This window comes from Alteromonas abrolhosensis (assembly GCF_001953635.1).
Taxonomy (GTDB): Bacteria; Pseudomonadota; Gammaproteobacteria; order Enterobacterales; family Alteromonadaceae; genus Alteromonas; species Alteromonas abrolhosensis.
Genome location: NZ_MEJH01000007.1, coordinates 1 through 22229, shown reverse-complemented (window position 1 = coordinate 22229; position 22229 = coordinate 1). Strand labels below are relative to the sequence as shown.

The following is a 22229-nucleotide window of genomic DNA, read 5'->3' as shown; positions in this document are numbered from 1 at the left end:
GTAATTGGTAGGGGTAACCGGTGAAGATGAATGAAGATGCCTGCAGCGAGTAACTTATGGATCTAATGTTACCAAGACTAAACGCACTACGAGACTCTGAGGACGAAGCTGCATTTGCAGGTGCTGAGTACCGTCATTCAACTCGTCTTTCTGGGGTGGGTGTCATCGATAGTGCTGAAAGTGCTCATGTAGTGATGTCTAGCCAAGATAAAGTAATAGTTGGGTATTGGTTAGTGAGGGCAGCACTTAATGTGGCGCTCTCTCGTGGCGCGAATAAAAATAAGCTCTTGCGCGGTACAGGTATTTTTGAAGATGCGTTGAAACCCAATTCACTATTAAGCATAAAGCAATATTCATCGCTGTTAGTGAATGTTCAAAGCCAGGCGAGAGGCGGCGACGTTAGTTTTTTGCTGGGGGGAGCTTTCGCCTCGCAGTGGCTATCTAGTCCACTTAATGCGCTCAAAACATGTGAAAATGCAGAGCAGCTACTTTTACAGCTGACTCAACGCCAAACATACCGGTGGTGTAGCCTACCGCTCTGTCAGTTTCAGCGTTTTGAAAACGCAGACCAAATAATGTTAGTGCCTCAGTTTACAGGGGTAAGCAGCAAACAGCTTCAGTTCTCCATTGAAGTGGCATTCGCAAGCGTTGTTGCACTTATGAAAAGTATAGCGAATAAGCGAATTCGTTTATCTTTCTCTTTTACCGATAGTCGACCAAGAAATATTGCTGATTACGAAACCCACCTTGGGCTTAAGTTATCGTTTAATCGCGCTTTTAACAGTATTTGCATTGAGAAAGACGTACTACGCCAACCTTTGGAGCTAATAGCTCAGTCGGATTGTTCTGCTGAATCACATGTTTCTCTGGAAGGTGTCGTTAGTAACAGCGCAACGCAAACAAAAGAAGGGGTTTCTATTGAATTGCAAAACCGCTTGTCTTTGCCTGATTTTGTGAGGCGTTATGTTTATGCATCCTCCAACACACAGGCAGCAAATATCGGATTTCCTGAATTAGCGGAAACCTTAAACGTCAGTGTGGCTACGCTAAAGCGGAAACTAAAAGAGTACGGCACTAGCTATCGCGCGCTCTGCGAGGAAGTACAGCGCAATCATGCACTTTTACTTCTGTCGGTGTACAAAGTGAGTAACGAGACGGCGGCCAATGCAATGGGCATTAACGATTTACCTAACTTTCGACGAACGGTAAAACGGCTTACAGGTAAAACCCCTAGCGAGCTTAGAATTTAACGTGAATGACTGATAGTGCCTGTCCATATTTCTACGTAACAGAGCTATGCCACACACTTATGCAACACAGCTATGAAAAAAAGCTAGGCGGCAGTCGCGTTCTACGGCTAAATGGTTGTAGCTTCACTCCTTTAATAACTCGAAATCTAATCGTAGCGTCTGGCACAGTGCAGATGAGTTAATCATTGGAAAGCAAATTGCTTTTCAACGCCGTTAAAACCTTTTATCCTTTGCAGCTTTAGCTTTTCACCGTCAAAAGCCGTCACGTTATGGTTTCGTTGAAGCTTTTTTTACGCACTCGCAACCGGCAGGTGGCTTTTCCGCGTAGCCTTTAAACTGTTGCTAGCAGGCAATAAAACCCAAAAGAGAGTTTTCTGTGCACGAAAATAATGACATTGCACCAAATTCTATCGCGCCCAACCCATTAGGTTTAACGCCCATTTTGCTTTTTGTAATTCTTGTTGTAGTGACGGGAATTACCACAAACGATATTACTGCGATGCCTATTTTGGTGGCGTTTTTTATCAGCGCTGGGTATGGCCTATGTTTAAATCCGAAAGGGAAAAAGGTCAGCTTCTCTGAAAAAGTACAAACGTTTTGTAAAGGCGGTGGCGATAAAAACATTATTCTCTTGGTGCTTATTTTCCTGTTAGCTGGTGCATTTTATGCGGTGACTATTGATATTGGCGCTCGGGATGCCACGGTGAATATGGCACTTCAATTTGTGCCTTCTGCACTTATATTGCCAGGCCTGTTTTTGATTTGCTGTTTCATATCATTTTCAATGGGCACGTCCATGGGCACCATTACCGCGCTCTCGCCAATAGGTGCGGGCCTTGCCACAAGTTTGGGGCTACCGGTAGAAATGGCGCTAGGTATTGTAGTGGGGGGCGCAATGTTTGGTGATAACCTTTCGTTTGTCTCAGACACCACCATTGCGGCGACCCGTACGCAAGGCGTACAGCTTAAAGATAAATTTAGGGCGAATTTAATGGTTGCTGTGCCGGCGTGCATTGTCACCATGGCGTTATTGCTTATGGTGGACGTCGATACTTCTGGAATAGTTGAAAGCGGCAGCTACGATTTTTGGCGCATAGTGCCTTACTTGTGCATTATCGCTTTTGCGCTAACAGGGTTTAACGTCATTAGCGTGCTTGCAGTGGGTATTGCCAGTGCCTGTGTAGTGGGCTTGCTGCAAGGCAGCTTTACGCCACTTTCTATGATGCAAAGCATTCAAAAAGGGATGGGCTGGATGCAGGACTTGGCTATGATCGCCATAACCATAGGCGGTATTGTTGCGCTTATGCACGCTAACGGCGGTATAACATGGTTAATCGAGCGTTTAACCCGAAAGGTCACGTCAAAGAAAGGCGCTGAGTTCAGTATTGCTGGCTTGGTTAGCTTTTTGGACATTACAACGGCAAACAACACTATTGCGATTGTTACCGCAGGCCCAATTGCTAAAGACCTGAATGAAAAATACGGCGTTGACCCTCGTCGTACGGCATCACTTTTAGATATCTTTTCGTGCAGTTTCCAAGGTTTAGTCCCTTACGGGGCGCAGCTTTTAAGTGCCGCAGCCGTAGTGGGTATTTCACCATTAGCTATTACACCGTACTGCTGGTATCCCATGCTGATTTTTGTGTTTGGAGTGGCGGCCATTTGGTTCGGTTTTCCCCGTTTTAAAACGCCTCAGGACGATGAATTAACCCAAAGCGCTTAAATTCTCGTAACGCTTAACACACTGGCTTTTTAGGGCGGTATCTTCTAGGATCACCGCCCGAATTTTATTGATGATTAGAAACACGCTTTAGGATGTCACTTTGTCTTCACCACTTGCAATAAAACCTCTTTACAACAAACTAGATGATTGTTTGAGCGCAGATAAATTTCGCTTGAAGCGCCGCATTACACAGCTTGCACAAAAAGTGAATGATACATCTGGTGTTGACGGAAAAGGCGCAGAGAAAAAAGCAGCTAATTCCAAAGGTTCAAAACGCGACATTGCGGTTAGCGAAGATAGCTTAAAAGCGCAGTTTGAAAAGCTCGAAAGCGACATCAATGCATCAATAGAAAAACGCAATTGGCGTAAAGACAACCTTCCTAAAGTTGAATACCCACCGCTGCCGGTTAGCGATAAAAAAGAAGACATTAAAGAAGCGATTGCAAATAACCAAGTGGTGATTGTTGCGGGTGAGACCGGGTCGGGTAAAACTACGCAGCTACCTAAGATATGCTTAGAGTTAGGTCGCGGTGTAAATGGCATGATAGCCCACACCCAGCCAAGACGATTAGCGGCGCGAAGTGTAGCTACCCGTATAGCTGAAGAGCTAAACACGCCGCTTGGCGAAAAGGTGGGTTTTAAAATTCGCTTTAGCGATCAGGTAAGCGAGCGAAGCTACGTTAAGCTTATGACCGACGGTATGCTGCTTGCTGAAATGCAGCAAGACCGCTTTTTAAATCAATACGATACTATCATCATCGATGAAGCCCACGAGCGAAGCCTTAATATCGACTTCTTGTTGGGCTATCTGCGTCAACTTTTAGATAAGCGCCCTGATTTAAAACTCATCATCACCTCTGCCACCATCGACCCAGAGCGATTCTCTCAGCATTTTAACAATGCGCCGATTATCGAAGTAAGCGGACGTACCTATCCGGTAGAAGTTCGTTACCACGCGCCAGAAGACAATGATGACGACATTGATCAAAGCGACGCCATCGTAAACGCAGTCGACGAGCTGATGCGTGAAGCACCGGGCGATATCTTAGTGTTCTTAAGCGGGGAGCGCGAGATACGCGACACCCAAGATGCCTTGAGCAAACAGCATTATCGCAACACTGAAATTATTCCGCTGTATGCGAGGTTATCGGCGGCAGAGCAAAACCGCATATTTCAGTCGCACAGCGGCAGACGCATTGTACTTGCCACCAACGTGGCAGAGACCTCGCTTACGGTGCCTGGCATTAAATACGTAATTGACCCGGGTTTTGCCCGTATTTCACGCTACAGCGCCAGAAGTAAAGTGCAGCGTTTACCTATTGAGCCAATATCTCAGGCGTCAGCGAATCAGCGGGCAGGGCGATGCGGCCGTGTGTCTGACGGTATTTGTATTCGTCTTTATAGTGAAGAAGACTATTTAGGCCGCCCAGAATTTACTGACCCAGAGATCCTGCGAACCAACTTAGCGTCGGTTATTTTGCAAATGCTTGCTTTAGGGTTAGGCGATATCGCTGCGTTTCCATTTGTTCAGCCGCCTGATAACCGCAATATCAACGACGGTTTCCGTTTACTTGAAGAAATTCAAGCTATCGCGAAAGGCAAAGATAACCGAAAAACCAAGCAAAGCGGCAAAATGCAGCTTACTCCGCTAGGTCGTCAAGTAGCACGTTTACCTATCGACCCTCGCTATGCTCGTATGGTGATTGAAGCCGAGCGTACTAATGCGCTTAGCGAAGTCATGGTGATTGCAGCGGGACTTTCAATTCAGGATCCGCGTGAGCGTCCACAGGAAAAACGCCAGCAAGCAGACGAGAAGCACAGCGAATACCACGATAAAGATTCTGACTTTATCAGTCTTTACAACTTGTGGGTGGCGTTTAGAGAGCAACAAAACGCACTCAGCCAAAACCAATTGCGCAAATGGTGTAAGCAAAATTTCATCAACTATTTACGTATGCGTGAGTGGCAGGACATTGTTAGCCAGCTCAAAAAATCTATTGCTGAGCTGGGCTTTGGCATCTCAAAGCAAGAAGCCGACTATCAGGCTATTCACCAAGCCATCGCCAGCGGCTTGCTGTCTCACATGGGCTTTAAAGATAAAGAGCGCGAGTATATGGGTTCGCGTAATTCGCGCTTTCTTATTTTCCCTGGTTCAGGGCTATCAAAGTCTCAGCCCAAATGGGTAATGGCAGCTGAGCTTGTAGAAACCTCTAAGCTATTTGCTCGTATGGTGGCAAAAATTGACCCAGCATGGGTAGAGCCTTTGGCCGAGCATGTTGTGCAAAGAAGCTATTCAGAGCCACACTGGTCTAAAAAGCGCGGTGCGGTGATTGCCTTTGAAAAAGTAACCTTGTTCGGGCTACCCATCGTAATGAAGCGTGCGAAGGTTTATAGCCTCATCGACCCGCCAATTTGCCACGAGCTATTTATCCGCGAAGCGTTAGTCGAGGGCAATACTAAGCTCAATTACAGTTTCTTACAGGAAAATCAGGCGCTGCTTGAGCAGGCTGACGAGTTTGAACAAAAGACCCGTCGTCGCGATTTGATAGTCGATGATGAAGAACTGGTAAGCTTTTACGCCAAGCGCATTCCGGTTGAAGCCAATAATGATGCGGCGTTTAAGAAGTGGTTTAAGCAACACGGAAGCAACGACAGTTTAACGTTTAAAGAAGAGGACGTGTATCGTCAGCAGCCTGGACAGTCGGTAGCAAACGCGTTCCCTGATGTATGGCGCCAGGGCAATATTACGCTGCCGCTACGCTATAACTTCGAACCTAACGCTGAAGACGATGGCGTAACTGTTGTCATCCCGCTGCCTGTGCTTAATCAAGTCGACAATATAGGTTTTGATTGGCTGGTGCCGGGGCTAAGGCACGACCTTATTGTGGGTTTAATTAAAACCTTGCCTAAACGCTTGCGTCGTAACTTTGTGCCCGCGCCTAATTTTGCTGAGGCGTGCCTTGCTGATATCAGTGAAACAGATAAGAACAACCGTCCGGTGCCGCTGCTTGAAGCTGTAACCGATAAGTTACGCAAAATGACGGGTGTAATTATTGAAAGAGAAGAGTGGAATTTAGATCAGCTTGATAAGCATTTGAAAATGCACTTTGCGGTAGTTAACGACAACGGTGATGATATTGCTAAAGGTGACGACCTTCACGCGCTTAAACAGCAGTGTGCAGGGCAGGTGAAACAAACCTTTGAGAAAGCCGCAACACCCGAGTTAGAGCGAAATAACATAGAACAATGGGATTTCGAAAGTTTGCCGGAAACCTTTGTGCAGAAAGTTGGCGGGTTTGAAGTTCAGGCGTTCCCGGCTCTGGTGCAAAAGGGTGATAAGGTAGATATTGCGTTAATTGAAGAAGCGGATAAGGCCCAAGTGCTGCACAAGCAAGGCGTGAATGTCTTGATTAAAAACGCGATGCCGTCGCCGCTTAATTATTTGCAAAGCAAATTACCTAACAAAGCCAAGCTGGGTTTGTATTTCAATCCATTTGGCCAAGTGAAAGCGCTAATTGATGATTGTATTTTTGCGGGTATTGATGCGATTGTCAGTGATTACTGCAAAACCAATAACACCGACATTCGCAGCAAGGCCGATTTTGAAGCCTGTTTAGAGATTGCTCGTGCAAACATTAATGACAGGGTGTTAGAAATTGCCAAACAAGTGGAGCAGGGGCTTACCCTTGCGCATCAATGTCAGAAGCAAATGAAAGGGAATGTGCCGCTGACCATGATAAACGCCTTAGGCGACTGTAAAGCCCACTTGGCATCGTTAGTTTTCCCTGGTTTTGTTTCTGAAATTGGCGAGAGTAGGTTAGATGATTGGAATCGCTATATTAAAGGCCTAGCCCGCCGTTTGGAAAAGCTTCCCATCGATCCTAACAAAGACAGAATGCATCAGGTAACGGTAGAAAAATCGATTAACGAATGGGAGAAAGCGTGCAGCAAGTACCCCAAAGGTAAAGTGCCGCCAGCTCTTAAAGATGTGCGCTGGATGATAGAAGAATTGCGGGTTTCCTTGTTTGCTCAGCAACTTGGTACCGCATATCCCATTTCGGCTAAGCGTATTACTTTGCACCTCGCTGATTTTTAGCACAATACGTTGAGTAACAGTTAAATCGCCGCAAGCAATTGGTTCGCAAAACGTCGAAAAGGAAGATTTTCCATCAAATTCAAAGGCAATTGAAGGGGCTGAATTAGTCATATTTTTTACGATGTGAAAATAGCTGAGATTAGACCAGAGTACACTTTTAGTATTTGTTGAATAAATATTGTACAGTTCGATTGACAAGTTATCAGCATCGCCCTATAACATCAGATGTAGTTGTCAGCGTAATGCTAAAAATCAGGAGAAGTAGACATGTTGGGATACGACGATAAGCGAAATTTTTTCAGGATGATGGTAAATTCGCCTTGTCAGTTACAGATAACTGACGATGAGTCGAGCCGCACCATGCAGGCAATGTGTAGAGATATCAGTGCAACGGGGATGTCGTTGGAAGTTGATGAGCCGTCAATTGAAGTAGGCACGCAGGTAAGTGTAGCAATTGAATCGTCTAGCTCACAAATTCCTTCATTAGCCGCGTTAGCCACCGTGGTGCGTTGTGAACCCGAGTCTGAGTCAAGCTGCATTATAGGCGTTGAAATTTCTCAGATGAAGTAACCACTTCTTTTATAGTTAGGCGAAGCAATTTCTTCGCCTTTTTGCTATGGCTAATTACATAGCCATTCACTTAATACAATCAATCGCGTCTCATTTTGATAGGGCGATACGCTTTTACAGTATGCAAGCAGTCGCTATCCTTACTCAATTTATTCTCACATCCACGGTTCTCATTCATTAAACCGAACACGCTGTTCAAATTTTTCAATTTTCCATTGCGTCTCTCATTGATAATAATTCTCATTAATGCGTAAGCAAAGTGATTTAATTTTGAGAGAGTATTGATTATGAAAAAGACGATTACCTTTGCAGTGATGCACTTTTCGGTAGCTTTTACTGTTGCCTACTTACTTACAGGTAGCCTGGTGGTTGGAGGTGCGGTAGCGCTGGTAGAGCCTGCCATCAATACCGTGGCGTTTTATTTTCACGAGATGGTGTGGAAGAAAGTTGAAAGCAAAGGAAACGCTATTGAAAAACAGACGAGTGAACGCTCGCAACAGCTATCGAGTAGTTTTTCGAATAATGATGTGACGTTTGCTTCGTAAGGAAATTTACTCGCTTCGAGTTCTTAGGTATTGAGAATTGCCATTAAAAACAGTTAAGCGCCCCGATTTTCAGAGTAATCAGGGCGCTTTTATAAAATTAGTCGTCGGTGACTTCACACACCAGACCTTTCAGATAATAGCCTTCAGGATAGCTACCGATAATAGGGTGGTCTGAGGCTTGATTTAGCCTTGCGATAATTTTGATTGTACGACCTGCATCAAGTGCAGCGTCTGCCACAACTTTCTGGAATAAATCTGCCGGCATAAGGCCAGAGCAACTAAATGTAAGTAGCAGCCCGCCAGATTTTACTGCATGTATGCCGTACATATTGATGTCTTTATAGCCACGTGCAGCGCGGTTTAATGTTGCTTTGCTGTCGACAAACTTTGGCGGGTCGAGTATTACCATATCAAACTGTTTGCCCTGCTCGTGATATTCACGCAGAGCCTTAAAAACATCTTGGTTTACGTAGTGCGCTTTATCTTCATCTAATCCATTAATGGCCACATGATGCTTTGCTAAGTCTAGCGCAGGCTGAGATACATCAACGTTAGTAACAGATTTAGCACCGCCAGCAAGTGCGTAGCAAGAAAACGTACCTGTGTAACTAAAACAGTTGAGTACGTCGGCATCTTTCGCATAATGCGCTGCCGCTGCGCGACTGTCTCGTTGATCTAAGTAAAAACCGGTTTTATGGCCGTTCTCGATATCAACCACTATGTTAATACCGTTCTCTTTTACCGTAACTTGCATAGGTGGTTCACCATACAGTACACCTGTAACTGGCTCTAAACCTTCTTTCTTACGCACATCTACGTCGCTTCTCTCGTATATGTGCATATCAGGCATTAGCTTGGTAATTGCCCACACTATTTTATCTCTGTGCTTTTCTCCGCCCGCGCTCAAAAGCTGAAGCACTGCAACGTTGTCGTATAGGTCTATAGTTATCCCCGGAAGGCCATCACTTTCAGACGCTATCCAGCGAAACGCGTTGGTTTTGTTTGGGTCAAACAGGCGTTTTCGAAGCGCTAGCGCAGTTTCTAAACGGCGCAGGAAAAAGCCATTATCAATGCTTTCGTCTTTTTTGAACGTCCACATACGAACGCGAATTTTTGAATTTGGAGAGTAAGCACCTCGACCCAACCAGTCGCCTTCAGAGTCAAATACGTCTACTGTATCGCCAACCCGCGCGCGGCCTTTTAGCTCAGCCACGGCGCTTTCGAATACCCAAGGGTGTTTGCGGCGAAGTGATTTGTCTCTGGATGGCTGTAAAATGACCTGTGCTGACATGAAGGCTCTCGTACTAATTTAATAAATGTGAAACAGAGTTAAGCGGGATTATCCGCTTATGAGAATGGACGCGATTATACGCAATTTCATACGTTCTGTGTTAATTATACCAGTCCACATAGATAATTACCCACTCAGCGAGAGTGAGCAATTATCTGTGCGGATTAGTATAAGAGTGCGTATATGTGGTGAGTAACCACAGTTCGAACAGAGATTTTTAACACTTAGATTGGATGTAACTATGCAATATGTCGATTTTGAAAAGGGATGCGGCCCAAGCGAACTCGTTGTAAAAGAACGTGCAGGGCTGTCGTTAGCACCAGGGAAAGTGAAAGTTGACGTTAAGGCATTTGGCGTAAATAGAGCGGATACGTTGCAGCGCCAGGGAAATTATCCACCTCCACCTGGCGAGAGCGATATTCTTGGGTTAGAGGTAGCCGGTGTAGTGTCAGAGGTTGCCAGTGATGTCACTGCATTCAAAGAAGGTGACGAAGTATTTGGTTTGGTTGCAGGTGGTGGCTATGCCACTGAAGTGATGGTTAATCCAGCGCACTTAATGCCTATTCCCAAAGGCATGCCGTTTTTTGAAGCCGCGGGTTTGGCCGAAGTGTTTCTTACGGCATTTCAGTGCTTACGCACAATTGCGCATATAAAACCGGCTGAACGGGCGTTAATTCATGGCGGAGCAAGTGGTGTAGGGCTGGCTGCCACACAACTTTGTCGATATTGGGGCGTACACAGTGCGGTAACGGCCTCAAGTCAAGAAAAGCTTACCCTGTGTGAAATCAATGGCGCAGAACACCTTATTAACTATAAGCGGCAACAATTTGATGATGTGCTTAAAAAAGTATGGCCAGAAGGGGTTAATATGGTGCTTGATATGGTAGGTGGCGACTACCTTAACCGTAACTTAAAGGTTTTGAAGCAAGACGGCAAAGTCGTGTACTTGGCCATGTTGGCAGGCCGATATGCAGACAACCTTGATATGGCAATGCTATTAGGTAAACGAGCGTCAATTATTGGCACCACACTTAGAAATCGAAGTGACGAGTACAAAGCGGATTTGGTGCGGGATTTTACTAACGTATGCTTGCCTGCTTTTGAGAATAAAGAACTTAAGGTGAACATCGATACGCACTTCGGCATTGATGACATCAACAAACCCCATGTACGTTTAGAAAACAACGAAACACAGGGTAAGCTAGTGCTCTCTTGGTAAAGTGCGTGATAGAAGTGCTAAGTAATAGCGCTTAGCAGCAAGATAGTTTAATTGCCAACAAAACCTTCATCCGCTTTTGTTGGCTTCGCTTCTGCCGCACTTCGGGCTAGTTCGTCGCAGCGCTCGTTTTCAGGGTGCCCTGAATGACCCTTCACCCAATGCCAGTTTACTTTATGTTTTTTTACCGCTTCATCTAAACGCTTCCACAAATCTGCATTTTTTACCGGCTTCTTATCGGCTGTGCGCCAACCGTTCTTGCGCCAGTTATGGATCCACTGATTGATACCATTTTTCACGTACTGGCTGTCGGTAGTTAGTTCAACATTACACGGTTCATTTAAGCTGTTAAGGGCTTCGATAGGGGCTAAGAGCTCCATGCGGTTATTAGTTGTGTGGGCAAAGCCATCGCTCAACTCTTTTCTGTGTTGCTTATAAATTAACACAGCGCCGTACCCGCCCGGTCCTGGATTACCCAAGCACGAGCCGTCGGTGTATATATGAATGGTCTTTTGAGCCACAGCGTTTCCTTTGATTTAACTAGCGTAATTTATCTTGTCTTTTCCCTTAGCGGATTGCGAAGGGGTTGATATACTATCAAAAAATGAAAGTGTAATTATAGTAGAGGTTCCATGCGCCAAATTGTTCTCGATACCGAAACCACAGGTATTGACCCCAAAGAGGGCCACCGCATTATCGAAATAGGGTGTGTTGAAGTTGTTAACCGCCGTTTGACGGGGAATCACTTTCACGTTTACATCAATCCAGGCCGTCACATTGAACAAGAGGCAATTGAAGTTCACGGTATAACCAATGAATTTCTAGCCGATAAGCCTACATTTTCTCAAGTGGCTCAGGAGTTTGTGAACTTTATCAAAGGGGCACAGTTAGTCATTCACAACGCGCCGTTTGACGTTGGTTTTATGGATCACGAGTTTGGCATGGAGGCATCCACCAAAGGCGTTATTACTAACCAGATTTGTGATGTACTCGACACACTGACCCTTGCTCGCCAAATGCATCCAGGTCAAAAGAACAACCTAGATGCACTGTGTAAGCGTTATGGTATAGATAACAGTCATCGTACCCTCCACGGCGCATTGCTAGATGCGGAAATTCTGGCAGATGTTTATCTGTTAATGACCGGTGGGCAAACTAAGCTAAAATTGGCATCTAGTTCGGGCAGCGACGCAGACTCCACGGCAATTCGCAGGATTCAGCGAAGTGCAAATAAATTAAAGGTTATTAAAGCTACCGCCGATGAGATAACACAGCATGAGGCTCGCCTGGATATTGTTGAAAAGGCAGGAGGCAAATGCTTATGGCGCCCTCAACCTGAAGAGGTGTCTTAACACGTTTAAATAGAAATAAAATAGCCAAACAGTGTAGGAGCAGCGTAGCGTGAGAGTGTGGTTTTATTGGGTAATTTTTTTATCATTGTTTATACACTTAAGCGCTGGCGCGCAGTCGCAAGAAGCTGAACGCGACGCTGCTCGGCAGCTCACCGACAGTGCCCTACAAAATACGCAATCAAACAACGATGCACTGGACACATCCCCGCTCACCGATTTAGGTGATAAATACACCAATTCAATTCAATTATTACAAAACCGATTTCGCGTCGACTACAACGTTAAAGAAATCACCATGGTTTTCTTCAGAGAATATGGCTCTGCGCCAGTAGTGCTCGTTAGGCCTGACGGATCAAAGTTGTTTCAGGGGCGAGTAGATGAAGAAAAAGTAAAATGGTTTGACGCCGATACGTTCGACATGATCACGATTAAAGATCCTGTTCCAGGGCCTTGGCAGGCGGTGGGTCAAGTGTTGCCGCAAAGCAGAGTTATGGTTTTATCTAATGTAGAACTTCATGCTGAACCGTTACCAAATGTGCTTTTTGCTGGCGAAATATTGAAATCTACTGCCTACTTAACTAACAACGGTAAGCCGATAGAAAATAAGCAGTTTAGGGATGTCGTTGACTTGGATATAGAGTTCAAGAGTACCAACAACCCAAACTACGGTAATTTCGGTACGAATGACCAAAGCATTGCCACATTTAAAGACGACGGAAGGGGAATGGACGAGCGGCCTGGTGACGGGGTTTTTACAGGGCAGTTCAATTTGAAAATTCCGGCAGGCGAGTGGAAACCAGTTTTTCGCGTGAGTACACCAATGTACACCCGGGAACAAATAGGGGAGCTCATCATTTTACATGAAAATCCGGTGTCTATAGATGTAGAACTGGATGGTGGCGGCGATGGCTATCACAAAATTATTATTGATGTAGACCGTGACTTGGTCGACATTGAATCACTATTAGTCGACGGGAAAGTAAAGTTTCCCAACGCCGATATGCAGAATTTTTCGTTAACAGAGGGGGGAATAGACCCTCGTGAGCATCTAATTGTTGCTTATGAAGAAGGAATATTCAGGGTAAAGGTAACGGCTTACGGCACAACGATGGACGGTAGAGATTTTATCTTGGACGTTCCTGAGTACAGCTTTGTGGCACAAGGACCAACCCAAGCTGAAGTCGAAGATCCGTTAATTAATGGCAAAGACCCTATAGTTGATGGTAGTGAGCCATTAACGATGACTTCTGGTGCGCCTGGCTCGGTGGATGGTGAAAAAGAAAATCTTCCTGCAGATTCGGCAAAGGATGAAATGGATGATGGGACGCTCACTCTCATTCTCGTGGCAGTAAATGGCTCGATTGTACTTATTGGGGTTATTGCTGCAGTGGTCATTATTGTTATGCGTAAGCGGGCATCAACACCTAAGCAAGCTAGCGCAACTGTGAAATCGCCTTCACAAACTACCGATGCCGACCTTACTATGGAGTCTGAACCTAAAGGGTTTAAAACACTGCTGGGAATATTTAAAAAGCGCGAGAAATCAGAATAAGGGCCGTCAGGCGATTCACTGTCATGGTTGGGCCGTTGTTAATTTGCTCACTTTGAATTTTATTTCGACATTATGCCTATTTAACAGGCAAACAAACCGCAGATGACAATTTTATTAATAAAAAGCGTTGACTCCACATAGGGGAATACGTATTATCTGCGCCGCAGTCAGGGGACAGGGCAACAACAGCCAAGTCAACTCACTGATAACATTGAAGATGTGGAGCGGTAGTTCAGTTGGTTAGAATACCGGCCTGTCACGCCGGGGGTCGCGGGTTCGAGTCCCGTCCGCTCCGCCACTCTTTCAATGGTATAACTAAAAGGTCTTCGGAGCGGTAGTTCAGTTGGTTAGAATACCGGCCTGTCACGCCGGGGGTCGCGGGTTCGAGTCCCGTCCGCTCCGCCATTTAGTTATACAGCGCAATCTCGATTATGTGGAGCGGTAGTTCAGTTGGTTAGAATACCGGCCTGTCACGCCGGGGGTCGCGGGTTCGAGTCCCGTCCGCTCCGCCATTAATCGAATAAAGCGCGCTTCCCATTATGCGGAGCGGTAGTTCAGTTGGTTAGAATACCGGCCTGTCACGCCGGGGGTCGCGGGTTCGAGTCCCGTCCGCTCCGCCATTAATGATAAGCTTTTCTTCTCAGATAATTTCCCCTTCTGGGGAAAGCGTTATAAAATCTCTATCTCTATTTTAGCCCCTTTTAATTGCGTTACTTGGTCCTGTCTATTTTTCATTTATCCGTTTTATCGGGTTTCTGAGCGCAGCGATTTCACAAGCACTCTTTTTTGTTATTCAAACCCCGCAATTGCCTAAAAAACATCCAGTAAACAGTAACATGCCCTAAAGTCGTAATGCCTTTTTTCAAATTTGTACTAAAGTTAGGTCGTTCACGCTAATAAACAACGGAAATTATGAATAAAAGCGACCAAAAACAGTACTTTCTTGCTGATAATTTAAAGGCAATAGGGGTGTCACTACTTAGTGTTGTGGGAGTTACGCTACTACTCGCCATCATTATGTTTGTTTTCATTCGTGAGCAAGAAGAGAGCCGGGCTACCGAAATTCTGGAAAACGTACGCGTGGTGTTCAGAGATGCAGAAATTACTCTCGATTATCTTAATGCTCTGCCTTATCAAACCTGTGAAATGGACAACTTAGCGGAAATGCGGAAAACCCTGTTTCGCTCTAGATTCGTTAAGGAAATTGGTTTTTATCAAAATAACGAACTGCTGTGTAGTACTTACTTGGGCATTCTTGAAGAGCCCATGAAAGAGGTTAAGCCAGACTTTTATACGCAACTTGGCGATGCATTTTGGATAAATACGCCACTTCAACTGTTCGATAAACAAGCCACTGGTACCATAGTGCAGCGCGGGCGATACAACGCGGTATTGGATATGGACAGCGTGATTGGCTATAGCTACACCCAGGATTGGCAGCTGTTTTACAATGGCGATCAATTCTACCATATGGCAGGAAACCCTAGCCTTGTGGGCTCAACGCTTAGCCAAGACGATATGGATGCGCGTACCGGCTATTTTTCTTTGCAATTTATTCAGTGCGACGAGCGTTACAATCAAACTTGCTTAAAAGTGAAGTCTGACCATGGACGGGTGCTTGATTTGCATATGGGTAAAATGGTGTTGTTCATTTTTGTCATGCTAATGACCGCTGCATTAACCCATATGCTTACATTTAACTATTTAAGGCGCCGCCGCTCGCTTGAATCTCGGGTAAGCAAAGGACTGAAAGAACGTAAGTTCTACTGCCTTTATCAACCTTTTGTGAATTTGGAGTCGGGCAAGGTGATTGGGTGCGAAGTCTTAAGCCGATTTGAAGACGAGTTTGGTCCGATTTATCCAGACGAGTTTATACCTCAAGTTAAAGAGCAGGACATGACCTGGGAATTCACCGTAGATATGATTACAACGGCCATGAAAGAGCTTAACGAAAATCCAGAGATACCAGAAGGCTTCAAAGTATCTTTCAATTTGTTCCCATTTGATTTTACGCGGGAAGGCTGTTTGGACTTAGATTTTGTCTTGGAAATGAACGTAAAAAACTTCAAATTGGTTTTAGAAATCACCGAAGATGAGCAAATCGCTACTCACAGTGCGGTAAAACACATTAAATCATTGAAGAGTAAAGGCTTTCTTTTTGCTATAGACGATTTTGGGGTTGGTTACTCGAACTTGAGTCAATTGAAAACACTTAACTGTGACTACCTTAAAATTGATCGCAGTTTCGTTATGGATATGGAAGACAACAGTATTCGTTCATCACTCATCCCTCATATTGTGAGTATTGCAGAAGGGCTTAGTGTGGACCTGATAGCAGAAGGCGTTGAAAATATCGATCAATGCAACGAATTGAGAGGATTGACCATAGGATATGGTCAAGGATGGCTATTCGGTAAGCCACAACCTGTGGATGCATTAGCTAAATGCGTGCAAGAGACTTAATTACGCGTTTTCCCTCTGTTATTTTTCAGTTGGTGTTGGTAGTGTTTAACGCTACCATTCACCGTCTGGAAAATATAGAAGAACACTCGCATGCAGGACGTGCTAATTTGCCGCAATATTTTTAAAACCTATCAAGATGGCAGTAATGCCACCCCCGTTTTACACGATGTTTCTCTTTCAATAAAAGCTGGTGAACATGTCGCCATATTAGGAAGCTCTGGCTCAGGTAAAAGTACGCTTTTACATATACTTGGAGGGCTGGATAAGCCTTCCAGCGGCGAAGTTGAATTTAATGGAAAGTCACTCGGTCAATTATCTGGTAACGCATTAGCAAAGCTACGCAATGACCACATGGGGTTTATCTACCAGTTCCATCACTTGCTAGGTGAATTCACCGCTATTGAAAACGTAGCAATGCCACTGAGAATTAGAGGCTTATCAAGCAATGCTGCCCTTTCGAAAGCCCGTGAGATGTTAGAAGAAGTGGGACTTTCACATAGAATTGATCACTTACCCTCTGCTATGTCTGGGGGAGAAAGACAGCGTGTGGCAATAGCACGGGCCCTTGTTACCGAGCCTTCAGTAGTGCTTGCCGATGAACCTACCGGGAATCTTGATGATTCTACAGGTGAGCAAATCTATAAATTGCTAACCAGCTTAAGTGAAAAAAAGGGCACGGCGTTCGTGGTTGTTACCCATGACATCGCGCTAGCGAGCAAGATGGATCGGGTGCTTAAGATAAAAGACGGCAGACTGGCGAGCGAGTCGTTAACCAAGGAGAGCCAAGATGCTCGCCTTTGAATTGGCTCAACGCTTTAGAAAAACGCGCTCAGAGCAGCGCTTCATCTCATTCATTTCTATGTCATCTACCGTGGGGATTGGTCTTGGTTGCTTTGTACTTATCGTATTACTGAGCGTTATGAACGGGTTCGAAAAAGAACTCGCAAGTCGAATTTTGAGTGTGGTACCCCACGGTGAGTTATACAGTAAAAGCGAAAGCGGTATTGAGAACTTGGATGCGCAACTCTATCGCTTGTCTCAGGATAGCCGCATTGCCTCTGTGACGCCCTATACCGGTCTAACCGGTATGCTGCAGTCAAAGGGGGAGCTAAAAGCCATTAGCGTTACCGGAATTTTGGTTGATAGCGTGGGCGAAAAATACGCCGAAAGAGTCACTAGCGAAGATTGGCAACGCTTGTCGGAGCACAAGAATGGCCTAATAGTAGGGAAGGGCATTATGTCCTCGATGGGTCTTAAAATTGGTGACACTGTACAAGTATTAATTCCTCAAACCACGCAGGATTTAACGTTCAAAGCCCCACGCTCAATTACCCTTTCAGTCTCGGGTGTGTTATCTGTTGGCGGCGAGCTTGATAACCAATTAGGTCTTATGCACCTAAAAACGGCTTCCGAGGCAATTGGCATAGCGTCACAGGCACAAGGTATTCAATTTACCCTCAAGGATCCATTTTCCGCCTACGACACCATGCGAGATATTGGTTACAACTACCCGCAGGCAGTGTACATGTCTGACTGGACACGCACACAAGGGCATTTGTACAACGATATTCAGCTAGTAAGGGCAGTGGTATATATTGCTCTGACGCTGGTCATTGCCGTTGCTTGTTTCAATATCGTATCGTCATTAGTTATGGCTGTAAGAGATAGGCAGGCAGCCATTGCAATATTAAAAACCATGGGCGCAACCGACCGATTAATTCGCAACGCGTTTGTATTGCAGGGTGTTATAAATGGGGTCATTGGCATTTCAGTTGGCGTCCTGCTAGCTTTGCTAGTGGCACCTAACCTATCTGGCATTGTACGTTTCATTGAAGTGGCGATAGGGATAGAAATTCTATCAGGCGATATATATTTTATCGATTTCCTACCTTCTGATCTGCATTGGCAAGACGTTGTAGTAACTGTGGTCGTTGCTATGTTTTTGAGTGTTGGCGCTACAATTTATCCAGCACAAAAAGCGGCAAAAGTATCGCCATCGTCTGCACTTCATTAATGTGGTGTGTAATTCACAGTCAAGGGGGCGTTCATTTACCAAATGAGAGGTGAATAAGCGTGCATTGCCTTTAGAAAGCTTTCGTAACCTTTACATTTCGCACATTTGGTTTAGGTAAATAAAAAGGCCAGCATTTAATGCTGGCCTTTATAGTTTGCTAGTGCCTCTTCAAATTTATGTACAACCCAATCTAAAGAGGCTTTTTGTAAGCATTACTTATTTCTTTCAAAGTGTTCGAAATCAACATCTTCTTGTTTCAAACCCGCTTTCGGGTCGTTATAAACGCTTTCATCTAATGCGCCTTCGCTTTTAGCTACAATACACGACACCATACAGTCACCCGTAATATTCACCGCAGTTCGCGTCATGTCTAGCAATCTGTCTACACCGATAATAAGTGCGATACCTTCAACCGGTAAGTTCACTTGCTGCAATACCATTGCTAGCATAATAAGGCCTACACCTGGAACGCCTGCGGTCCCAATTGAAGCAAGGGTGGCGGTGAGTACTACCATCATGTAGTCACCTAGGCTCAAATCGACAGCGTAAACTTGGGCAATGAATACCGTTGCTACACCCTGCATAATGGCAGTACCGTCCATGTTAATTGTCGCACCTAGCGGCAGGGTAAATGATGATACCGAGTTACCAACGCCAAGCTTGTTTTTTGCTGTTTCCATAGTGACGGGTAACGTTGCGCTACTGCTGGATGTACTAAAGGCAAATAGCGCCGCATCGCGCATTTTTTTCATAAGAATAACGGGATTTAATCCCGATAGGGCTTTTAGCAGAACTGAGTAAGTGACAAGGCCGTGAAGAATTAATACGCCAAATACCAAGAAGAAGTATTTTGCCAGGCTCAGTATGGTATCGCCACCAATGGTTGAGAAGAGTTTTGCCATCAACACGTACACGCCATATGGTGCTAAATTCATGATGATGGTAACCAGGCGCATGATCACTGTATTAATATCTTCGAAGATAGCGGTAAGGCGCTTGCCTGCATCGCCTGTCATCGCCATTGCTATACCAAACAGTACAGCAAATACAATGATTTGAAGCATATTGCCTTGAGCCATTGAGTTAATAGGGTTGCTCGGGAACATATTAACGATGACGTCTGAAAGACTGGGGGCCTCTTTTGCTTGGAAGGCTGTATCGGTCGTTAGATTTAGACCGTCACCCGGAGACACCACTAAAGCTATACTCATGGCTAGTGTTATGGCGATTGCGGTTGTGACAACATATAAACCAACCGATTTTGCGCCAAGTCTTCCCAACTTACTTGGGTCTGACAGCGTACTAGTTCCGCAAATAAGGGAAACAAAGACAAGGGGAACCACGAGCATTTTTAAGCTGGCTATAAATATTTGGCCGAGAGTGGAAAATATACCTTCTACAAGAATGTTATACGTTGAGAACTCTAAACCGAATATCGAAAAAGTAAAATCTCCGCTATCATCAAACAATAGTTGGAGAAATACACCAGTCAAGATACCGGCAGCCATGCCGATAAAAATACGGGCGGTTAAACTATATTTATGTGCAGATGAAGACATTAATGTTCCCTGTGCATTTTTATATTTTTAATCTTTCGTAGTGTGCCAGATTCAGTTGATTTTTAAACATAAAAAACGACGCAATTGTCAATAAAAGAGGTTCAGGAACGAATTATGTCGACATTAGCGAAAACGCTTAGCCTAATTAGTGCATTATTTATGCTAACAGCATGTGGTGGTGGAGGCGATTCATCAGTCACTCGGGATAACACAGATGGTGGAAGCGGAGGCGGCGGTTCTTCATCACCCTCTTACTCAATTGCTTTGACACTCGAAAACGAAAGTGGAGAAAGCGATAATAATCTCTCTGAAAATAATAGCTTGGTTATTGTTGCAACAGTGACAGACCAGGACGGTAAACCGCATTCAGACGCGTTGCTGACCTTTACCTTAAGCAATCAAGATTTAGCTGAATTTGGTAACGATACAGGTACAGCGCGTACCAATTCAGACGGCGTTGCTCGCCTAGGTCTTGAAGCTAGCACGGCATCTGGAGACGGCGAAATAACTGCTGCGCTGGGAACTGGTGAAACCGGAACCACCACGTTTTCAGCAACAGGCAGTACCACAGTAAGAGAAGAACCAGCTTCGTTAGAGCTTTATGCAAACAGTATTCAGCTTGCATCAAGTGGTAGTGATGAAGTTGAGTTGATAGCCCTGGTTAAAAACGAACAAAGCGTTTTGATGGAAGGGATTGAAGTGAGCTTCTCTGCAGCCTCCGGCGATGGCGTTGAACTTCAATTAACTCAACCAGAAACTGCAGCAGATGGTACCGCGCGCGCAATATTAACGTCGCAAAATAATGCGTCGAATCGCACTGTAACCATTACGGCGGGCGCAGGTGGCCTTACGCAGACTGTTGAAATTACGATAGCTGGTACAGAAGTGACCATAAACGGTGCGTCATCGGTCATTTTGAACGACAGTGTTGATTACACCATTCGCGTACAGGACTCAGATGGCACATCAATCCTTAATCAAAATGTGACTTTAAGCGCCGTAAACGGAACGTTAAGCAGCACAACTGTTAATACGGGCGCAAACGGACAAGCGACGGTGTCTTACACAGCATCAACATCTGGTGAAGATACTATCACAGCGACTGCGCTAAATGCCGAAACAAGCTTTACTGTGCAAGTTCAGCAAGACGAATTTAACTTTGTTAACTTGCCTACAGAGGAAGTGCCGCTAGGGCAGACTCAAACCATCACGGTTCAGTGGCGTCAAGACAACGCGCCTGTGGTTGGACAAAATGTTACCTTTAGTGCGTCACGTGGGGTCATCGCGGGCAACGCTACTGTAGCGACTGACGCAAATGGGCAAGCAAGTATAGATATCAGCGCAAACAACGCAGGTATCTCTTCAATTACGGCTTCAGCGAGTGATGGAAGCGGGAATGTGTTGGTTTCAGCGCTTACTCAGGTAGAATTTATTGCTACTACTCCACATACCCTGATTGCCGATGCATCACCTGACATCCTTGGCCCTGACGGTCAAACAAGCACAATAAGCGCTGTAGTTCGCGACGTTGACGGAAACTTGGTGAAAAACAGTGTGGTTAACTTCTCTGTGTCAGACGTATCGACCGGATTTGTATCACCCTCTCAGGCAACGACCGACAGCAAGGGGATCGCAACCACTGTCTTTACTTCGGGCTCGGTCTCTACCCAAGACGCGGTGGTTATTACTGCTTTTGTTGCCGACGACCCAGCCATTGACGACGAGGTTGTGTTAACGGTTGGTGCACGTGCTTTTGACATCTCGCTAGGTACAGGGAATGAGCTTGAAGAAGCTACATCGACCTCTTACTTGAAGCGCTTTGGTGTGTTTGTATCAGATTCTGCAGGCCAGCCAGTCAGCGGTGTTAATCTTACTGCCTCAGTCGCGCCGGTAAAATACGTAAATGGTGGTGAGTACAGAACTGGCTTCTGGGTGTTTGACGATGATGCCTCACAATGGGTTGCAATAGTTAATCAAAACTGTGAAACCGAAGACGTAAATGATAACGGCATCTTAGATACCACTCCACGAGATGAAGATACCAATGAAGACGGCTTGCTAACGCCTGGCTTAATCGGAACCATCGCATTTGCTAACGGTGCGGCTGTGACAGACGAGAATGGCTATGCTGAGCTGGAATATCGTTACCCTCGCAGCTATGCAATCTGGTATGACGCTGTCATTTCAGTGTTCGGGCAGTCTACAGGCAGTGAAGCGAGTGCGAAAATGCGTTACACCCTAAGTATTTCAGCTGATGACGTGACGGATGAAGGGGCGTCGCCGCCGGCTAATCCATTTGGTGTGACTGACCAATGTACGCTGGTTACGCCATAAAAATCGTCTACCCCTCTGACTAGTCCTGAAATAGGTTGACACTTATTTCGGTTAAAACGCCCGATGTATTTCATCGGGCGTTTTGTATTTAAGGGCCAGATGTGGCCTCCTACCATTATAGATAGCTACTGACTCTGCAACCATCTTTCTCGCTTCTTCTAAATCTCTTGGCTTATGGAGTAAGTATTCATTTTTAAGAATACCGTTTATCCGCTCTGCAAGGGCGTTTTGATAGCAGTCGTAGCCATCTGTCATTGAGCACTG

General features: G+C 45.2%; 16 protein-coding genes and 4 tRNA genes. 16 read left to right on the top strand and 4 right to left on the bottom strand.

What is annotated here, in order from left to right:
• The first annotated feature begins 56 nt into the window (after positions 1-56).
• The 5 genes from BGK61_RS11695 (at position 57) to BGK61_RS11675 (ending at position 8184) form a co-directional block, all read left to right on the top strand.
• Positions 57-1250 (top strand): helix-turn-helix domain-containing protein, encoded by a 1194-nt coding sequence (locus BGK61_RS11695; RefSeq protein ID WP_076011090.1) that lies wholly within the window; start codon positions 57-59, stop codon positions 1248-1250.
• Positions 1251-1626: 376 nt separating this feature from the next.
• On the top strand, positions 1627-2973 hold the full coding sequence (locus BGK61_RS11690) for a Na+/H+ antiporter NhaC family protein (protein WP_076011089.1): 1347 nt from the start codon (positions 1627-1629) through the stop codon (positions 2971-2973).
• Between the two features lie 100 nt (positions 2974-3073).
• The gene (hrpA, locus tag BGK61_RS11685; protein ID WP_076011088.1) at positions 3074-7069 is read left to right on the top strand and encodes an ATP-dependent RNA helicase HrpA; all 3996 of its coding nucleotides are present in this window, start codon (positions 3074-3076) and stop codon (positions 7067-7069) included.
• Between the two features lie 267 nt (positions 7070-7336).
• Positions 7337-7639 carry a PilZ domain-containing protein gene (locus BGK61_RS11680; RefSeq protein ID WP_014949177.1) on the top strand — a complete coding sequence of 101 codons (303 nt, stop codon included), beginning with the start codon at positions 7337-7339 and terminating at the stop codon, positions 7637-7639.
• 287 nt (positions 7640-7926) lie between these two features.
• Positions 7927-8184, top strand: coding sequence for a DUF2061 domain-containing protein (locus BGK61_RS11675; RefSeq protein ID WP_076011087.1), 258 nt, complete (start codon positions 7927-7929; stop codon positions 8182-8184).
• Between the two features lie 97 nt (positions 8185-8281).
• Here BGK61_RS11675 and BGK61_RS11670 read toward each other — a convergent pair whose 3' ends face one another.
• Positions 8282-9475 (bottom strand): class I SAM-dependent rRNA methyltransferase, encoded by a 1194-nt coding sequence (locus BGK61_RS11670; protein WP_076011086.1) that lies wholly within the window; start codon positions 9473-9475, stop codon positions 8282-8284.
• A gap of 241 nt (positions 9476-9716) precedes the next feature.
• On the opposite strand from BGK61_RS11670, the gene BGK61_RS11665 reads away from it, so the two are divergent.
• A complete protein-coding gene (locus tag BGK61_RS11665) occupies positions 9717-10694 on the top strand; it encodes an NAD(P)H-quinone oxidoreductase (protein ID WP_014998115.1) in 978 nt (325 codons plus the stop codon).
• 47 nt (positions 10695-10741) lie between these two features.
• Here BGK61_RS11665 and rnhA read toward each other — a convergent pair whose 3' ends face one another.
• Positions 10742-11212, bottom strand: a complete 471-nt coding sequence (gene rnhA / locus BGK61_RS11660; RefSeq protein WP_014998116.1) for a ribonuclease HI — start codon at positions 11210-11212, stop codon at positions 10742-10744.
• A gap of 111 nt (positions 11213-11323) precedes the next feature.
• On the opposite strand from rnhA, the gene dnaQ reads away from it, so the two are divergent.
• From dnaQ to BGK61_RS11615, 9 genes are all read left to right on the top strand, one after another.
• Complete coding sequence (gene dnaQ / locus BGK61_RS11655; RefSeq protein ID WP_014998117.1) at positions 11324-12043, top strand: DNA polymerase III subunit epsilon; 720 nt, start codon at positions 11324-11326, stop codon at positions 12041-12043.
• Between the two features lie 49 nt (positions 12044-12092).
• The gene (locus BGK61_RS11650) at positions 12093-13595 is read left to right on the top strand and encodes a TIGR03503 family protein (protein ID WP_076011085.1); all 1503 of its coding nucleotides are present in this window, start codon (positions 12093-12095) and stop codon (positions 13593-13595) included.
• 221 nt (positions 13596-13816) lie between these two features.
• A tRNA-Asp gene (locus BGK61_RS11645) sits at positions 13817-13893 on the top strand.
• Between the two features lie 30 nt (positions 13894-13923).
• Positions 13924-14000: transfer RNA gene (locus BGK61_RS11640), tRNA-Asp, on the top strand.
• A 30-nt stretch (positions 14001-14030) separates the two neighbouring features.
• Positions 14031-14107: transfer RNA gene (locus BGK61_RS11635), tRNA-Asp, on the top strand.
• Positions 14108-14138: 31 nt separating this feature from the next.
• Positions 14139-14215: transfer RNA gene (locus BGK61_RS11630), tRNA-Asp, on the top strand.
• Between the two features lie 292 nt (positions 14216-14507).
• Positions 14508-16058, top strand: coding sequence for an EAL domain-containing protein (locus BGK61_RS11625; RefSeq protein WP_076011084.1), 1551 nt, complete (start codon positions 14508-14510; stop codon positions 16056-16058).
• 90 nt (positions 16059-16148) lie between these two features.
• Positions 16149-16859: a lipoprotein-releasing ABC transporter ATP-binding protein LolD gene (gene lolD / locus BGK61_RS11620; protein WP_076011083.1), complete on the top strand. Its 711-nt coding sequence runs from the start codon at positions 16149-16151 to the stop codon at positions 16857-16859.
• Positions 16846-18072, top strand: a complete 1227-nt coding sequence (locus tag BGK61_RS11615) for a lipoprotein-releasing ABC transporter permease subunit (RefSeq protein WP_076011082.1) — start codon at positions 16846-16848, stop codon at positions 18070-18072. The genes lolD and BGK61_RS11615 overlap by 14 nt, the downstream gene beginning before the upstream one ends.
• A gap of 212 nt (positions 18073-18284) precedes the next feature.
• On the opposite strand, the gene BGK61_RS11610 is transcribed toward BGK61_RS11615, so the two are convergent.
• Entirely contained in the window at positions 18285-19631 is a 1347-nt protein-coding gene (locus BGK61_RS11610; RefSeq protein WP_014998122.1) for a dicarboxylate/amino acid:cation symporter, read from the bottom strand.
• Positions 19632-19745: 114 nt separating this feature from the next.
• Here BGK61_RS11610 and BGK61_RS11605 point away from each other — a divergent pair, with 114 nt between their 5' ends.
• Positions 19746-21965, top strand: coding sequence for an Ig-like domain-containing protein (locus BGK61_RS11605; RefSeq protein WP_014998123.1), 2220 nt, complete (start codon positions 19746-19748; stop codon positions 21963-21965).
• Positions 21966-22016: 51 nt separating this feature from the next.
• Here BGK61_RS11605 and BGK61_RS11600 read toward each other — a convergent pair.
• Positions 22017-22229, bottom strand: a 213-nt coding sequence (locus tag BGK61_RS11600; RefSeq protein ID WP_157888796.1) for an integrase core domain-containing protein, incomplete at its 5' end; no start/stop codon positions are given.

What these genes read in the sequence shown, in the direction of transcription:
- BGK61_RS11695 (WP_076011090.1), top strand. Translation starts at nt 57, where the DNA reads ATGGATCTAATGTTACCAAGACTAAACGCACTACGAGACTCTGAGGAC.
- BGK61_RS11680 (WP_014949177.1), top strand. Translation starts at nt 7,337, where the DNA reads ATGTTGGGATACGACGATAAGCGAAATTTTTTCAGGATGATGGTAAAT.
- BGK61_RS11675 (WP_076011087.1), top strand. Translation starts at nt 7,927, where the DNA reads ATGAAAAAGACGATTACCTTTGCAGTGATGCACTTTTCGGTAGCTTTT.
- BGK61_RS11670 (WP_076011086.1), bottom strand. Translation starts at nt 9,475, where the DNA reads ATGTCAGCACAGGTCATTTTACAGCCATCCAGAGACAAATCACTTCGC.
- BGK61_RS11665 (WP_014998115.1), top strand. Translation starts at nt 9,717, where the DNA reads ATGCAATATGTCGATTTTGAAAAGGGATGCGGCCCAAGCGAACTCGTT.
- dnaQ (WP_014998117.1), top strand. Translation starts at nt 11,324, where the DNA reads ATGCGCCAAATTGTTCTCGATACCGAAACCACAGGTATTGACCCCAAA.
- BGK61_RS11625 (WP_076011084.1), top strand. Translation starts at nt 14,508, where the DNA reads ATGAATAAAAGCGACCAAAAACAGTACTTTCTTGCTGATAATTTAAAG.
- lolD (WP_076011083.1), top strand. Translation starts at nt 16,149, where the DNA reads ATGCAGGACGTGCTAATTTGCCGCAATATTTTTAAAACCTATCAAGAT.
- BGK61_RS11615 (WP_076011082.1), top strand. Translation starts at nt 16,846, where the DNA reads ATGCTCGCCTTTGAATTGGCTCAACGCTTTAGAAAAACGCGCTCAGAG.
- BGK61_RS11610 (WP_014998122.1), bottom strand. Translation starts at nt 19,631, where the DNA reads ATGTCTTCATCTGCACATAAATATAGTTTAACCGCCCGTATTTTTATC.
- BGK61_RS11605 (WP_014998123.1), top strand. Translation starts at nt 19,746, where the DNA reads ATGTCGACATTAGCGAAAACGCTTAGCCTAATTAGTGCATTATTTATG.